General features: G+C 65.0%; 13 protein-coding genes and 1 pseudogene. 12 read left to right on the forward strand and 2 right to left on the reverse strand.

What is annotated here, in order from left to right; all coding sequences use genetic code 11:
* Positions 1–11 precede the first annotated feature (11 nt).
* The 4 genes from AC3WL2_RS06580 to rarD all read left to right on the forward strand — a co-directional run bounded on the left by AC3WL2_RS06580 (position 12) and on the right by rarD (position 3,576).
* Positions 12–749 (forward strand): ComF family protein, encoded by a 738-nt coding sequence (locus tag AC3WL2_RS06580; RefSeq protein WP_102681896.1) that lies wholly within the window; start codon positions 12–14, stop codon positions 747–749.
* 57 nt (positions 750–806) lie between these two features.
* Positions 807–1,571 carry a TOBE domain-containing protein gene (locus AC3WL2_RS06585; RefSeq protein ID WP_102681895.1) on the forward strand — a complete coding sequence of 255 codons (765 nt, stop codon included), beginning with the start codon at positions 807–809 and terminating at the stop codon, positions 1,569–1,571.
* Positions 1,572–1,649: 78 nt separating this feature from the next.
* Complete coding sequence (locus tag AC3WL2_RS06590; protein ID WP_102681894.1) at positions 1,650–2,624, forward strand: serine/threonine protein kinase; 975 nt, start codon at positions 1,650–1,652, stop codon at positions 2,622–2,624.
* A 64-nt stretch (positions 2,625–2,688) separates the two neighbouring features.
* Entirely contained in the window at positions 2,689–3,576 is an 888-nt protein-coding gene (gene rarD / locus AC3WL2_RS06595; protein WP_102681893.1) for an EamA family transporter RarD, read from the forward strand.
* Positions 3,577–3,837: 261 nt separating this feature from the next.
* Here rarD and AC3WL2_RS06600 read toward each other — a convergent pair whose 3' ends face one another.
* On the reverse strand, positions 3,838–4,356 hold the full coding sequence (locus AC3WL2_RS06600; protein WP_046857418.1) for a glycine cleavage system transcriptional repressor: 519 nt from the start codon (positions 4,354–4,356) through the stop codon (positions 3,838–3,840).
* 461 nt (positions 4,357–4,817) lie between these two features.
* Here AC3WL2_RS06600 and AC3WL2_RS06605 point away from each other — a divergent pair, with 461 nt between their 5' ends.
* A complete protein-coding gene (locus AC3WL2_RS06605; RefSeq protein WP_102681892.1) occupies positions 4,818–6,995 on the forward strand; it encodes a malate synthase G in 2,178 nt (725 codons plus the stop codon).
* Between the two features lie 116 nt (positions 6,996–7,111).
* Here the strand turns inward: AC3WL2_RS06605 and AC3WL2_RS06610 are convergent.
* Positions 7,112–7,562 (reverse strand): annotated as a pseudogene (locus AC3WL2_RS06610) (response regulator).
* Positions 7,563–7,767: 205 nt separating this feature from the next.
* On the opposite strand from AC3WL2_RS06610, the gene AC3WL2_RS06615 reads away from it, so the two are divergent.
* The 7 genes from AC3WL2_RS06615 to AC3WL2_RS06645 all read left to right on the forward strand — a co-directional run bounded on the left by AC3WL2_RS06615 (position 7,768) and on the right by AC3WL2_RS06645 (position 15,938).
* Positions 7,768–9,705 (forward strand): putative nucleotidyltransferase substrate binding domain-containing protein, encoded by a 1,938-nt coding sequence (locus AC3WL2_RS06615; RefSeq protein ID WP_102681890.1) that lies wholly within the window; start codon positions 7,768–7,770, stop codon positions 9,703–9,705.
* Positions 9,702–10,412 (forward strand): 3'-5' exonuclease, encoded by a 711-nt coding sequence (locus AC3WL2_RS06620; RefSeq protein ID WP_102681889.1) that lies wholly within the window; start codon positions 9,702–9,704, stop codon positions 10,410–10,412. Before AC3WL2_RS06615 ends, AC3WL2_RS06620 begins: the two co-directional genes overlap by 4 nt.
* Before the next feature lie 125 nt (positions 10,413–10,537).
* Complete coding sequence (locus tag AC3WL2_RS06625; RefSeq protein WP_038707220.1) at positions 10,538–11,056, forward strand: RNA polymerase sigma factor; 519 nt, start codon at positions 10,538–10,540, stop codon at positions 11,054–11,056.
* Positions 11,053–11,997 carry a FecR domain-containing protein gene (locus AC3WL2_RS06630; RefSeq protein ID WP_102681888.1) on the forward strand — a complete coding sequence of 315 codons (945 nt, stop codon included), beginning with the start codon at positions 11,053–11,055 and terminating at the stop codon, positions 11,995–11,997. The genes AC3WL2_RS06625 and AC3WL2_RS06630 overlap by 4 nt, the downstream gene beginning before the upstream one ends.
* 148 nt (positions 11,998–12,145) lie before the next feature.
* Complete coding sequence (locus AC3WL2_RS06635; RefSeq protein WP_102681887.1) at positions 12,146–14,572, forward strand: TonB-dependent siderophore receptor; 2,427 nt, start codon at positions 12,146–12,148, stop codon at positions 14,570–14,572.
* Between the two features lie 80 nt (positions 14,573–14,652).
* Positions 14,653–15,765: a PepSY-associated TM helix domain-containing protein gene (locus AC3WL2_RS06640; RefSeq protein ID WP_102681886.1), complete on the forward strand. Its 1,113-nt coding sequence runs from the start codon at positions 14,653–14,655 to the stop codon at positions 15,763–15,765.
* Positions 15,762–15,938, forward strand: a complete 177-nt coding sequence (locus tag AC3WL2_RS06645; RefSeq protein WP_173862410.1) for a hypothetical protein — start codon at positions 15,762–15,764, stop codon at positions 15,936–15,938. Before AC3WL2_RS06640 ends, AC3WL2_RS06645 begins: the two co-directional genes overlap by 4 nt.
* Positions 15,939–15,957 lie beyond the last annotated feature (19 nt).

A 15,957-nucleotide genomic window follows, 5' to 3' on the forward strand; every position in this document is an offset into this window, starting at 1 on the left:
CGGAAGGCCCCATGAACTGTCAACCAATCAAGAACACACTGGTTTACATCTGTACAAATATCGAACAATCCTGTTTGCTTTGCGATGAGCTCGCGGGGCAGCCCTACCCACTGTGCGTCGCCTGCGAGCAGGCGCTGCCCTGGCTGCAGGAGCAATGCCGCCGTTGCGCGCTGCCCCTGGCCCTGGACGACCTTCTCTGCGGCAGTTGCAGCCGCCGCCCACCGGCATTCAAACGAGTGATCGCGCCCTGGCATTACGGCTTTCCCGTCGACACCCTGATAAGCCGCTTCAAGCACAACAGCCAGTGGCCCCTGGGGCGGTTGCTCGCCCAACTGCTCGGCCAGAACCTGAGCCACCACTATCACGAGGGCTTGCCGCAGCCGGATCGCTTGTTGCCCGTTCCCCTGGCCGGGCGTCGACTGCGCCAGCGCGGCTTCAACCAGGCGGCGATGCTCGCCCGCTGGCTCGCCAGGCAATTGCGCCTGCCCTGCGACGAGCACCTGCTCCAGCGGGTACGCGATACACCGGCGCAACAGGCGCTTGGTGCCAAGGCCCGGCAACGCAATCTGCGCCAGGCCTTCGCCCTCACCCCGGGCAGTGAACTGGAGGGCCTGCACCTGGCACTGGTCGACGACGTGCTGACCACCGGGGCGACCGCGCAGACCATCGCCCGGTTGCTGCGCAAAGCCGGAGCCCGGCAGGTGGATATCTACTGCCTGGCGCGCACACCGCGCCCGGGCCAGGCTTGACTTGACCCGGTGACGACGGCAACGTCGCGGAACCTTCACCACGCCTGATGCCCACCCATGTCCCTGCCCGCCTTGCTCACCCAGCACATCGCCCGCCGCCCACAGCGCATCGCCCTGTTGCAACATGTCGCCGAGCAGGGGTCCATCACCCGCGCCGCCAAGGCCGCGGGGATCAGCTACAAGGCCGCCTGGGATGCCATCGACGAACTCAACAACCTGGCGGCGCAGCCCCTGGTGGAACGCAGCACCGGCGGCCGGGGCGGTGGTGGCGCCCGGTTGTCCGCCGAAGGCGAACGGGTATTGCGCCTGTACCAGCGCCTGCAGGCGTTGCAGGCAGAGATCCTGGAGTCCGCCGAGGACAGCAGCGACTTCGCCCTGCTTGGCCGGCTGATGCTGCGCACCAGTGCGCGCAACCAGTTGCAGGGACGCATCAGCGGGCTGCGCCGCGAAGGCCGGCATGACCGTATCAGCCTGGACCTGGGCGGCGGCCTGGAGATCGAGGCCTTGATCACCCGGGGCAGTACCGAACGCCTGGAACTGGCACTTGGGGGCACGGTGGTGGCGCTGCTGAAGGCGGGGTGGGTGCAGTTGCTGGGGCCGGACGAGAAGGCGGAGCAAGGCAGCAATTGCCTGAAGGCCAAGGTCGAGGAGCTTGTCGGTGAGCAGGACGGTCCAGTCGAGGTGCGCCTGGCACTGGGTAACGGGCAGACTTTGTGCGCTTTCGCCGAGGCTGACTGGCTGGCGCAGTATCAAGTCGGGCCACAGAGCATGATGCGGGTGCAGTTCCATCCGTCATTCGTGTTGCTGGGGGTGCCGGTCTAACCGGCTACGACAAGGGCGGGGCCTGCCTTGTGATTGGGGTAACATGCAGCCACGCCGTCCCCGCGCCTGGAGCCTTTCATGTCCCACCCCTTCGACACCCTCACCCCCGACCTCGTGCTGGACGCCGTGGAAAGCCTTGGCTTTCTCAGCGATGCGCGGGTGCTGGCGCTCAACAGCTACGAAAACCGTGTCTATCAGGTGGGCATCGAGGGGGAACAACCGCTGATCGCCAAGTTCTACCGCCCTGGGCGCTGGAGCGATGCGGCAATCCTCGAAGAACATGCCTTCACCGCCGAACTGGCGGAGTGCGAAGTGCCCGTGGTGGCGCCACTGCTGCACGAGGGCCGCTCCCTGTTCGAGCACCAGGGGTTTCGCTTTACCCTGTTCCCGCGCCGTGGCGGCCATGCCCCGGAGCCGGGCAACCTCGACCAGTTGTACCGCCTGGGTCAGTTGCTCGGGCGCTTGCATGCCGTGGCGGCAATCCGGCCATTCGAACACCGTGAGCAACTGGCTGTGGACAACTTTGGCCATGCCTCGCTCAACACCCTGCTGGACGGCGGCTTCGTTCCTCGCGAGCTGCTGCCGGCCTTCGAATCCGTGGCCCGCGACCTGCTCAAGCGGGTCGAGGATATCTACGCCCGCACCCCGCACCAGCGGATCCGCCTGCACGGCGACCTGCACCCCGGCAACCTGATGCACCGCGACGATATCTATCATGTGGTCGACCTCGACGACTGCCGCATGGGCCCCGCGGTGCAGGACCTGTGGATGATGCTTGCCGGCAGCCGCGAAGAGCGCCTTGGCCAGCTCGCCGAGCTGATCGACGGCTACAACGAATTCCACGACTTCGACCCGCGTGAACTGGCCCTGATCGAGCCACTGCGCGCCCTGCGCCAGTTGCACTACAGCGCCTGGCTGGCTCGGCGCTGGGATGACCCGGCGTTCCCCCGCAGCTTCCCGTGGTTCGGCCAACCACGCTACTGGGGGGACCAGATCCTGGCGCTACGTGAGCAAATGGCCGCCCTCGATGAACAACCGCTGAAATTGTTCTAGGTGCACGTCGCGCTCTGTCTACAATAGGCGTCGCTTTATTTAGCTACCTAAGCAAGGATTCTGCATGCACGCCGCAAACCCGCGTCGCGGGTATATTCTGGGCCTCGGCGCCTACATCATCTGGGGCCTGTTCCCCCTGTACTTCAAAGCCATCCAGAGCGTCCCGGCGGTGGAGATCATCGTCCATCGGGTGCTTTGGTCGGCGCTGTTCGGTTCGCTCCTGCTGCTGGTGTGGAAGCACCCCGGCTGGTGGCGCGAACTGCGCGACAACCCCAGGCGCCTGGCCATCCTGGCCCTGAGCGGCACGCTGATCGCCGGCAACTGGCTGACCTATGTATGGGCGGTGAACAACGGGCGCATGCTCGAGGCCAGCCTGGGCTACTACATCAACCCGCTGATCAACGTGCTACTGGGCATGTTGCTGCTCGGTGAGCGCCTGCGCCGCCTGCAATGGCTGGCAGTGGGCCTGGCGGCCCTCGGGGTGGCGCAACAAGTCTGGCAGGTCGGCAGCCTGCCCTGGGTATCGTTGGCGCTGGCACTGTCCTTCGGCTTCTACGGGCTCATCCGCAAGCAGGCGCCGGTCGCGGCACTGCCCGGCCTGGTGGTCGAAACCTGGATGCTGGTACCGCTGGCGATCGGCTGGCTGCTGCTGCACCCAACGGCCAACAGCGCCAGCCTGGAATTTTTCAACAGCAGCGAGGCGCTGTGGCTGATCGCCGCCGGCCCGGTAACCCTGATACCCCTGGTGTGCTTCAACGCTGCCGCGCGCCACCTGCCGTACACCACCCTGGGTTTCCTGCAGTACCTGGCGCCGACCTTGGTGTTGCTGCAAGCGGTGTGGCTGTTCGATGAGCATCTTTCGTCCAGCACACTGATAGCATTTGCGTGTATCTGGGCAGGCCTGGCGGTCTACAGCGTCGATGCCTGGGTGAGTTTGCGCAAGCGCGCCTGATCAATTAATGATCAAATAGCTGCAGACCACGGAGTGCGTGGCCTGCAGCAAGGTCTCCAGAGGTTATCCACACCCTCGTCCCCGTGGTTTGTGCACAAGCGACTGATTACTGGGTGTTTTTTGCTCAATGCTGGCTAACCGGCGTGGTTATTGGGCTGTAGCAGTACGCCCCCAGGTTATCCACAGGGGCGTCCCCGTTAAATCGGGATAACCGTGGGAGCGGCGGTTCGCCGTTGCGACTTGCCCCGCGATTGCCCGCAATCAATCCTCCGGCCGCAGCCGCAACTCCACCATCAGATCATCCGCCAGGCTCTCCAACCTTGCCTGCAAATCATCCAGAGACAAGGTCAAGGGCAGCGCCAGCAGCGCATCGGCCTGGAACAACGGCTCGCTGCTCATGGGTGCCGGGCGCACCTCGGTGCTCAGGCGCTCCACATTCACCCCAAGCTCCGCCAGCAGGCGGGTGATGTCACGGACGATGCCCGGCCTGTCGTTGCCCACCAGCTCCATGGCGATCGGTTTCCAGGTGCAGGACGGCTCGATGCCGCTCTCGGCGATCAACACACGAATGCCGTGGTCGCCCAGTTTCTGCAGCGACTCGACCAGTTCGGCGTAGTTCTCCGCCGGTACCGCCACCCGCAGGATCCCGGCGAACTGGCCGGCCATGCGTGACATGCGGCTTTCCAGCCAGTTGCCATTGTGATCGGCGATGCATTGGGCGATACGCTCTACCTGCCCGGCCTTGTCAGGGGCGATCACGGTCAGTACAAGATGGTCCACGAGGCCACTCCTTCATTCGTCTGCAAGCGCCGCCGCAGATGGGGACGATACGGGGATCGAATCAGTATAGGCAAGGCGCGGCAACCTGCCGCAGGACAGCCAGGCCAACTAATCGTGTACTGTTTCAAGATTTATCTGGAACAATCCACCTGTTTTTTGCGAACATGTCGTCTCCCAGCGTGACCCTATGCGACCAATCGGTCGCAGTGCGACGCTTTTAGTCTGATGTTTACCTGCCTGCTGCTTCATGTAGTATGCATCGGCGCGGACTACAAAAACGTCGTTTCGATGTCTGCCAAGGCGCCTGTGAAAATACGCCAACCGCCCGCCGGCCCGTCTGGCGAGCCGCACCCAGCCGCCCGGGAATGCGCGGGCATGCACTGGTGCCGTGTTTAGAGAAGCGCTACAGGCTTAATACAGAAGAGCGAAAGCGAAATAGCTGAGCAGAGGTGAGGCAAGCAATGACTGGATACGTTCAAGTCGGTGGCCTTCAGGTCGCCAAGGCCCTGTACGACTTCGTCAACGACGAAGCGATTCCTGGAACCGGCATCGAAGCCGACAAGTTCTGGGCCGGGGCGGCAGAGATCATTAAAGACCTCGCTCCCAAGAACAAAGCCCTGCTCGCCAAGCGCGACGAGCTGCAAGCCAGGATCGACGCCTGGCACCAGGCCCGCAAAGGCCAGGCCCATGACGCCGTCGCCTACAAGGCATTCCTCCAGGAGATCGGCTACCTGCTGCCACAAGTCGAGGACTTCCAGGCCACCACCCAGAACGTCGATGACGAGATCGCGGTCATGGCCGGCCCGCAGTTGGTGGTGCCGGTGATGAACGCCCGTTTCGCCCTGAACGCCGCCAATGCCCGCTGGGGCTCGCTGTATGACGCGCTGTACGGCACCGATGTCATCAGCGATGAAGGCGGCGCTGAAAAAGGTCAGGGCTACAACAAGGTCCGTGGCGACAAGGTCATCGCCTTCGGCCGTGCCTTCCTCGACCAGGCCGCGCCGCTGGCCGCAGGCTCCCATGTCGACTCCACCGCCTACCGCATCGACGGCGGCAAGCTGGTGGTCGCCCTCAAGGGCGGCAGCAACAGCGGCCTGCGTGACGACGCCCAACTGATCGGTTTCCACGGCGATGCCACCGCGCCGACTGCCGTGCTGCTCAAGCACAACGGCCTGCACTTCGAGATCCAGGTCGACGCCAGCACCCCGGTCGGCAGCACCGACGCCGCCGGCGTGAAAGACATCCTGATGGAATCGGCACTGACCACCATCATGGACTGCGAAGACTCGGTCGCCGCCGTCGATGCCGACGACAAGGTCATCGTCTACCGCAACTGGCTGGGCCTGATGAAAGGCGACCTGGCCGAAAGCGTGAGCAAGGGCGGCAAGACCTTCACCCGCACCATGAACCCGGACCGCGAGTACGCGGGGCCCAATGGCGGCAGCGTGACCCTGCACGGCCGCTCGTTGCTGTTCGTGCGCAACGTCGGTCACCTGATGACCAACCCGGCGATCCTCGACGCCCAGGGCAACGAAATTCCCGAAGGTATCCAGGACGGCCTGTTCACCAACCTGATCGCCCTGCACAACCTCAACGGCAACACCAGCCGCAAGAACACCCGTACCGGCAGTGTCTACATCGTCAAGCCGAAGATGCACGGCCCTGAAGAGGTGGCGTTCGCCGCCGAGATCTTCAGCCGCGTCGAAGACCTGCTGGGCATGCAGCGCAATACCGTCAAGGTCGGCATCATGGACGAGGAGCGCCGCACCACGGTCAACCTCAAGGCCTGCATCAAGGCTGCGGCCGAGCGCGTGGTGTTCATCAACACCGGCTTCCTCGACCGCACGGGTGACGAGATCCACACCTCCATGGAAGCCGGCGCCGTGGTGCGCAAGGGCGCCATGAAGAACGAGAAGTGGATCGGCGCCTACGAGAACAACAACGTCGACGTCGGCCTGGCCACCGGCCTGCAGGGTCGCGCGCAGATCGGCAAGGGCATGTGGGCCATGCCCGACCTGATGGCCGCCATGCTCGAGCAAAAGATCGCCCACCCGCTGGCCGGGGCCAACACCGCCTGGGTACCGTCGCCGACCGCCGCCACCCTGCACGCCCTGCACTACCACAAGGTCGACGTGCAGGCCCGGCAACGCGAGCTCGCCTCGCGCACCCCGGCTTCGGTCGACGATATCCTGACCATCCCGCTGGCGGCCAACACCAACTGGTCGGACGAGGAAATCCGCAACGAGCTGGACAACAACGCCCAGGGCATCCTCGGCTACGTGGTGCGCTGGATCGACCAGGGCGTGGGCTGTTCGAAGGTACCGGACATCAACGATGTCGGCCTGATGGAAGACCGCGCCACCCTGCGGATTTCCGCCCAACTGCTGGCCAACTGGCTGCGCCATGGCGTGGTCACCCAGGAGCAGGTGCTGGAAAGCCTCAAGCGCATGGCCGCGGTGGTGGACAAGCAGAACGCCGGTGACGCCCTGTACCGCCCGATGGCGCCGAACTTCGATGACAACATCGCGTTCCAGGCGGCGATCGAGCTGGTGATCGAGGGTACCAAGCAACCGAACGGCTACACCGAGCCGGTCCTGCACCGTCGTCGTCGCGAGTTCAAGGCGCGCAACGGGCTGTAGGTCATCAAGGGGCCGCTTTGCGGCCCAATCGCCGGCAAGCCGGCTCCCACAGGTCAACACTATCCTTGTGGGAGCCGGCTTGCCGGCGATTGGGCTGCGAAGCAGACCCAGTACGATTAGTCCATTCTCAGTTCTTTGCGTACCAGCTCCAGCAACTTGCCCAGGTCCACCGGCTTGAGCAAAAAGTCCACCACCCCCAGGTGCATCACGTCCACCGCCTCCTTCACATCGGTGTCGCCCGACACCACGATGATCGACAGCGCCGCCCGCTCGGACTCGCGAATCTGGCGAATCAACTCCAGGCCATCCTTCGGCTCCATGCGCAGGTCGGTGATCATCAGCGCGATCCGCGGTTCGTAATGCAGCTTCAACATCGCTTCCTGCGCGCCGTCAGCCGTCATGCAGGCGATACCTCGGCTCTTCAGGTACAGGCTCAGCGCCTCGCTGTTCACCGGGTTGTCGTCCACCACCAGCACCACGGGACGAGCCGCGACAGGCGCACTCACCCCAGCCAGTGCCTCGCGCTCGGCGTCACTCAGTATGTCGTCATGCTCGGCCATGGCCCATCTCGTCAAAAAAATCTCGTTCACAGCTTAGGACCGCGAAATTTACATAGCCCGGTTCGCCTTTCGTCGGGTCCTTGACAGCCTCGCTCTAGACTTACGTCCAATGGGCACCACAGTACGGCCAGCCGACCATGGAGGCCGAGAACAACAAAGCCGACCCCTATAGATAGATATATATAGTTCGGCGTAGCGATACGGTCAGCTTCATGAGCAAAAAGGACGCCTACACCCAGGCCGGCAGGACAGCGGTACTGCAAAACATCCAGGGCACCCTGCAGTTCCTGCAGCGTTTCCCGCCGTTCAACCAGATGGAACACAGCCACCTGGCCTACCTGGTGGAACAGTGCCAGCTGCGCTTCTACGCGGGCGGCGAAAGCATCATCACGCCGGCCGAGGGCCCGGTCGAGCACTTCTATATCGTCAAGCAGGGGCGCGTGGTCGGCGAACGTCACCATGTCACCAAACCAGGCACCGAGACCACCTTCGAGATCACCAGCGGTGAATGCTTCCCGCTGGCGGCCTTGCTCGGCGAGCGGGCCACCCGCACCGAGCACCTGGCCGGCGAAGACACCTTCTGCCTGCAACTGGACAAGGCCGCGTTCATCCGTGTGTTTTCCATGTCCGAGGTATTCCGCGACTTCGCCTTGCGCGGCGTCAGCAGCCTGCTCGACCAGGTCAACCAGCAAGTGCGCCAGCGCGCCGTGGAGACCCTGGGTACCCAGTACTCACTCAACACACCGCTGGGCGAACTGGCGCTGCGCCACCCGGTTGTGTGCACGCCAGACACGCCACTGCGCGAAGCCGTGCGGCAAATGCACGAACAACAGGTCGGCAGCATCGTGATCATCGATGAGCAGCGCCACCCCATCGGTATCTTCACCCTGCGCGACCTGCGCCAGGTGGTGGCCGACGCCAGCGCCGAACTGACCGCGCCCATCGAGCGCTACATGACCGCCAAACCGTTCTACCTGAGCCCCCAGGCCAGTGCGTTCGACGCCGCCATGGCGATGACCGAACGCCACATTGCCCACGTCTGCCTGGTGGACAACCAGCGCCTGTGCGGGGTGATTTCCGAGCGCGACCTGTTCTCCCTGCAACGCGTCGACCTGGTGCACCTGGCCCGCACCATCCGCCATGCACCGCGGCTGGACAGCCTGGTGGCACTGCGCGGCGAAATCGGTCAACTGGTCGAACGCATGCTCGCCCACGGCGCCTCCTCGACGCAGATCACCCAGATCATCACCCTGCTCAACGACCATACCGTGTGCCGGGTGATCGAGCTGGCCATCGCCGAGCGCGGCGACCCCGGCGTGCCGTTCAGCTGGTTGTGCTTCGGCAGCGAGGGCCGCCGCGAGCAGACCCTGCACACCGACCAGGACAACGGCATTTTATTCGAGGCCCGTGACGGCGCCGAAGCCGAGGCGATCCGCGCACGCTTGCTGCCGTTGGCCCAGCAGATCAACCACAACCTGGCGCAGTGCGGCTTCACCCTGTGCAAAGGCAATGTGATGGCCGGCAATCCCGAGCTGTGCCTGTCGCGTGGCGAATGGGCGCGGCGCTTCGCCGGCTTCGTGCGCGAAGCCAGCCCCGAGAACCTGTTGGGCTCAAGCATCTACTTCGACTTGCGCGTGGTCTGGGGCGACGAGCAGGGCTGCGAGCAACTGCGCCAGGGCCTGCTGGAGCAAGTCGCGGACAACCGCATCTTCCAGCGCATGCTGGCCGACAACGCCCTGCGCCAGCGTCCGCCGGTCGGGCGCCTGCGCGAGTTCGTGCTGACCCGCCAGGGTGACGACAAGGCCGCCACCCTCGACCTCAAGGTGCAGGGCCTGACCCCGTTCGTCGATGGCGCCAGGCTGCTGGCCCTGGCCCACGGCATCACGGCGTGCAATACCCTGGAGCGGCTGCGCCAGCTGATCGCCAAGGGCATCATCGACCCGCTCGACGGCGCCGCCTATGAAGAGGCCTACCACTTCATCCAGCAGACCCGCATGCAGCAGCACCAGCGCCAGAGCCGCGAGAACATGCCTTACTCCAACCGGCTCGACCCCGACAGCCTCAACCACCTGGACCGGCGCATCCTGCGCGAGTCCCTGCGCCAGGCCCAGCGCCTGCAGAGCAGCCTGGCCTTGCGGTACCAGTTGTGAACCTGTTCGCCTGGTTGCGCCCCACAGCCCCCGAACTCGATGCGGCGCTGCAGCGGCGCCTGGCCGCGCTGCCCGGCCCTGCGCCCCTGGGCGTGTGCTCCCTGCGCGAACAGCGCTGGGTGGTGCTGGACCTGGAGACCAGCGGCCTGAATCTCAATCGCGACCAGGTGCTGTCGATCGGCGCGGTGGCCATCGAGGACGGTGCCATCGACCTCGGTCGGCCGTTCGAGCGGACCCTGCGCCGCCCCGAACAGAAAACCAACGCCAGCGTGCTGATCCACGGCCTGGGCCCCAGCGCCCTGGCCGCCGGCTGCGAACCGGCCGAAGCACTGCTCGACCTGATGACGTTCATCGGCGACAGTCCGGTACTGGCGTTCCATGCCCCTTTCGACCAGCGCATGCTGGCCCGGGCGTTGAAGGACAGCCTGGGCCTGCGCCTGCAGCATCCGTTTCTCGACGTGGCGGAGCTGGCGCCGATGCTCAACCCCGACACAGTGCTGCGCGAGGCCGGGCTGGACGACTGGATCGCCCGTTTCGGCCTCGAAGTCCAGGCCCGCCACCATGCCAGCGCCGATGCCCAGGTGACCGCGGAACTTGCGTTGATCCTCTTCAGCCAAGCGCGCCGCCAGCAACTGGACAGCCCGCTGCAGCTGGAGCAGCGGGTGCGCCAGTGGCGACGACGCAAGACGCAGCACCACGGTCTCTGATTTTTATTGCGCTTTCCCCGCCATGCTGGCAATCCGATAAGCGTCAATTGCGCCCTCCCCCCTGCCTCTGCCACAATCGCGAATAATTATCGTTAGTTAACGCATTCTTTCCCGGGGAACGCTTCTTGACGTCTGCGCACAGTCCACATGCCGAACTGGTCGGCGCGCTGTACCGCGACCATCGCACCTGGCTGCTCGCCTGGCTGCAGCGCAGCACCGCCTGCCGCCAGCGTGCCGAGGACCTGAGCCAGGACACCTTCGTGCGCCTGCTCGGCCGCGAGCGTTTGGACGCCCCCCGCGAACCCCGCGCCTTTCTGGTCGCCGTGGCCAAGGGCCTGTTGTTCGACCACTTCCGCCGCGCCGCCCTCGAGCAGGCCTACCTCGCGGAACTGGCGCTGCTGCCCGAAGCCGAGCACCCGTCACCGGAACAGCAACACCTGATCCTCGAAGACCTCAAGGCCATCGACCGCTTGCTGGGCAAGCTCTCGAGCAAGGCCCGGGCAGCCTTCCTGTACAACCGCCTGGATGGCCTGGGGCACGCCGAGATCGCCGAGCGCCTCGGGGTGTCGGTCTCGCGCGTGCGCCAGTACATCGCCCAAGGCCTGCGCCAGTGCTATGTCGCCCTTTACGGGGAGCCGACATGAAGCATGCCCCGGTGTCCAGCAAGGTGCTGGAAGCGGCCATCGCCTGGAAGCTGTGCCTCGACGAAGGTAGCGGTACCCCGGACGAACGCAGCGAGTTTACGCGCTGGCACGCCGCCCACGAGGAGCACGCCCGCGCCTGGTTGCAACTGGGCATGCTCGACCAGCGCGTCAACACTGCCGCCGGGCCGGTACGCCACACTCTATTGCAATCCCGGGCCGGGTTGCGCCAGCGTCTGGGCGGCCTTGCCGGCATGCTGCTGCTCGGCGGCCTGCTGGCCTGGGCCGGCGCACCGTCAGTGTCGCCCACCTACTGGCTGGCCGACCAACGCACCAGTACCGGCGAGCTGCGCACCCTGCGCCTGGAAGACGGCACCCTGCTCAGCCTCAACAGCCAGACCGCGGTGGACATCGACTTCCAGGGCGAACAACGGCTGATCGTCCTGCACCAGGGCGAAATCTCGGTGGAAACCGGCCACAAGGACAGCCGCCCATTGCTGGTGCGCACCGAGGAGGGCCGCCTGCGCCCACTGGGTACCCGCTTCCTGGTCAAGCGCGAGGAGGCCGGCACACGCCTGGAGGTGCTGCAGGCATCGGTAGCTGCCAAACCCCAGCACAGCGGCGATGAACAGGTGCTGCGCGAAGGCCAGCAAGTGCTGATGAGCGCCGACGGCCTGGGCAGTGTCACCCCCGTGGCGGTCGGCAGCGACGCCTGGACCCGCGGCATGCTGGTGGTGGACAACGTGCGCCTGGCCGACCTGGTGGCCACCCTCGGCCAGTACCGCAGCGGCCATCTGGGTGTCAGCGACGCAGTGGCCGAGCTGCGCGTGAGCGGCAGTTTCCCGCTGACCGACACCGACCTGGCCCTGGCCTCGCTGCAACCGGTGCTGCCGGTGAAGATCGAGCGGCATACGCCGTGGTGGGTCACCGTTACCGCCAAATAGCCCCAGCCAGACCGCCCTTTGGGAGCCGGCTTGCCGCCTCCCAAAGGTTTTTGCAAATCAGTCGTATTTTTTTTCACACCCCCCTGTCACTTTCCCACTCTCGCTCGGCAAGGAAGCAGTCAGCACTATTTCGTCGAGGAGCCGCTGAATGTCCCGTGCCGTTGATGCTTTGCTTCGCCCCAGCCTGATGGCCCTGGCCATCGGCCTGGCCACCCCGTTGGCCAGCACCGCCCTGTTCGCCGCCGAACAGTCCGCCATGCGGGCCTACAACCTGCCCAGCGCACCGCTGGCCAGCACTTTGAACCAGATCGCCAGCCAGGCCGGTATCGCCCTGGCGCTGGATCCGGCGCTGGTCAGTGGGCGTAATTCGGCGCCGGTCAGCGGCCAGTACAACGGTATTGGCGCGCTACAGGCGGCCCTGCGTGGTACCGGCCTGCAGTTGCAGCAAAGCAGTGCCGGCAGCTACAGCCTGGTGGCGGAAGGCAGCCTGGCGCTGCCGGAGACCAACATCGACGCCAACAGCAGTTTTGAAAGTGCCTGGGGCCCGGTGGAGGGCTACACCGCCAAGCGCACCGCCGCCGGCACCAAGACCGACACCGCGCTGGTCGAAGTCCCACGCTCCATTTCCGTCGCCACCCGCCAGCAGATGAGCGACCGTGGCGTGCAGAGCCTGGATGATGCGGTGAAGTACATGCCAGGCATCGTCTCGGCCAGTTTCGGCAGCGACACCCGCTATGACTGGATGCGCGTGCGCGGCTTCGAGCCGACCCAGTTCCTCGACGGCCTGCCTCTGCCCCGCGGCGTGTACGCCAACCCGAAAGCCGAAACCTGGAACCTCGACCGTCTTGCGCTGCTGCGTGGCCCGGCCTCGTCGGTGTATGGCCAGACCCCGCCCGGCGGCCTGCTGGACATGGTCAGCCGCCGCCCCCAGGCCGAGAGCAGCCACGAGATCCAGCTGCAGTACGGTAGCGACAACCACCGCCAGATCAACTTCGCCAGCACCGGCAAGCTCGATGAGCAGGGCCAGTTCCTCTATGGCGTCAGCGGCGTGGTGCGCGACAGCGGCACGCAGATCGACCATATCGACAACAAGCGCTACAACATCGCCCCAAGCCTGACCTGGAACATCGACGACGACACCTCGCTGACCTTCCTCAGCCAGTTCACCCGCGACGATACCGGCGCCACCAGCCAGTTCTACCCGCTCCAAGGCACCAAGATCGACATGCCGTTCGGCAAGGTCTCCCGCCACAAGAACCTGGGCGACCCGGATTACGATTACTACGACCGCACCTACTACGCACTGGGCTATGCCTTCGAGCACCGTTTCAACGATGTCTGGCAGTTCCGCCAGAACCTGCGTTACACCAAGTCGGAGCTTTCGTTCCAGACCATCACGGTCAGCAGCTACAACAAAGACTTCCCCCCGGTCACCGATGACGGCATTGCCAACCGCATGTCCACCAACACCGAGGAAAATATCGGCCAGTTCGCGGTCGACAACAACTTCCAGGCCGACTTCTCCACCGGAGCCCTGAGCCATACCGTGTTGATTGGACTGGACCACCAGCGCACCAATCACGATTACCTGGCGATCTATGGTTTCAATGTGCCATCGATCGACGTCAACAACCCGGCCCATGGCCTGCCGATTTCCCGCCCCGATCGTTCCTCGGCCTATTACGATTACAACCAGAAGACCGTGCAGACCGGTCTCTATGTCCAGGACCAGATGGCACTCGACAAATGGCGCCTGACCCTGGGCGGGCGTGAAGACTGGGTGCATACCGGCACCACGTTCCTCAACAAGGGTAATGCCACCAACACCCAGCGCGATAGCAAGTTCAGTGGCAACGCGGCGATCAGCTACGTCTTCGACTCCGGCCTGGTGCCCTACCTGTCCTATGCAGAATCCTTCCAGCCGGCCAGCAGCGCAGATGCGGACCCGCAGAAGACGTTCAAGCCGACCGAGGGCGAGCAATGGGAACTGGGTATCAAGTACCAGCCTCCGGGCTCCAATACCCTGCTCTCTGCTGCGGTGTACGACCTGACCCAGAAGAACGTCCAGGTCACCAACAACATCGGTGGCACACCGGTCACCAGCCAGACTGGAGAAGTGAAAGTCCACGGCCTGGAGCTGGAAGCCGTCTCCGACGTCACCGACAACCTGAAGGTGATCGCCGCCTATACCCTGGCCAAGTCTGAAGTCCAGAAAGGGCAGTACAAAGGCAACCGCCTGCAACAGATGCCCAACCAGCAGGCCTCCTTGTGGGCCGACTACACCTGGCATACCGGTGTGCTTGACGGCTTCGGCATTGGCCTTGGCGCACGCTACACCGGCAACCGCTACGGTGACGAAGCCAACACCTGGCTCGGCAAGAGCAAGGCCTACACTGTGTTCGACGCTGCGGTGCACTACGACCTCGGCCGCCTGGACAGCAGCCTCAAGGGGGCCTCGGTGGCGGTCAACGCCAGCAACCTGCTGAACAAGGACTACCTCTCGACCTGCGACGGCTACTACTGCTATTACGGCGACCAGCGCAGCGTCGTCGCCAGCGCGACCTACAAGTTCTGAGTGACCGAAGCCATCGCGGGGCCAGCCCGCTCCCACGGTCAGTGGGGGCGGGCTGGCCCCGCGATGCGTAAGGAGCCGTGATGAAAAGCCAAACCATCCGCCGCTGGTCAGCGATCCACACCTGGAGCAGCCTGGTGTGCACGCTGTTCCTGCTGCTGCTGGCCCTCACCGGCCTGCCGCTGATCTTCCACCACGAGCTGGAACACCTGCTGGGCGATGCCCCCGAACTGCGCGAGATGCCCGCCGGCACCCCGCACCTGGACCTGCAGCAACTGGTGCTCAAGGCCGAGCAACACCGCCCTGGCGAAGTCATGCAGTACTTCGGCTACGAAGAGGACGAACCCAACGGCGTGGTGGCGATAATGGCCGCCACCGCCGGCACCCACCCGGACCAATCGCACACCTTCATGCTCGATGCCCGCACCGGCGAGGCCGTGGCCATGCCGGCGGCCAATGGCGGTTTCATGATGCTGATGCTGCGTCTGCACGTGGACATGTTCGCCGGGCTGCCCGGCAAACTGTTGCTGGCGTTCATGGGGGTGCTGTTCATTGTCGCAATCGTCTCCGGCACCGTGCTCTACGCGCCGTTCATGCGTCGTCTGCGCTTCGCCACGGTCCGCCACGACAAGTCGCGGCGCCTGCGCTGGCTCGACCTGCACAACCTGATCGGCGTGGTCACCCTGACCTGGGCCCTGGTGGTCGGCGTCACCGGGGTAATCAGCGCCCTGTCCGACCTGGTGATCGCCGCATGGCGCAACGACAGCCTGGCGGCCATGGTCGCGCCCTACCGCGATGCACCCCCGCTCACCGAGCGCGCCCCGGCCACGCAGCTGCTGAAGATCGCCGAACAGGCCGCGCCCGGCATGCGTCCGGACTTCATCGCCTTCCCCGGCACCCGCTTCTCCAGCGAGCACCATTACGCGGTGTTCATGAACGGCGCCACGCACCTGACCTCGCACCTGTTCACTCCGGTGCTGATCGACGCCCGCACCCTCGAAGTGACCGCGGTCGGCGACCGGCCCTGGTACATGGACGCCATGGGTCTGTCCCAGCCCCTGCATTTTGGTGACTACGGTGGCCGCCCCATGCAGATTCTCTGGGCGCTGCTGGACGTGCTGACCATCGTCGTGCTCGGCAGCGGCCTGTACCTGTGGTGGGGCAGGCAACGCAAAGCCAGGGAGGCACACGCATGAGCCACAAGTCACAGCCAACCCTGCGGATTTTCGCCTGGCCCCTGCTTATCGGTTTGCTGGGCGCCGCCGGGCTGTTCGCCGCGCTGCTGGGTGATGGCGCCTGGGACGCGCTGGCCTGGCTGGGCCTGGGCGTGCCCGCCGTGCTCGGCGTGCGCGGCCTGTGCGGTCGATAGCCGGGTACCACAGGCCGGC

The sequence above is a fragment of the Pseudomonas sp. FW305-96 genome (assembly GCF_058783825.1).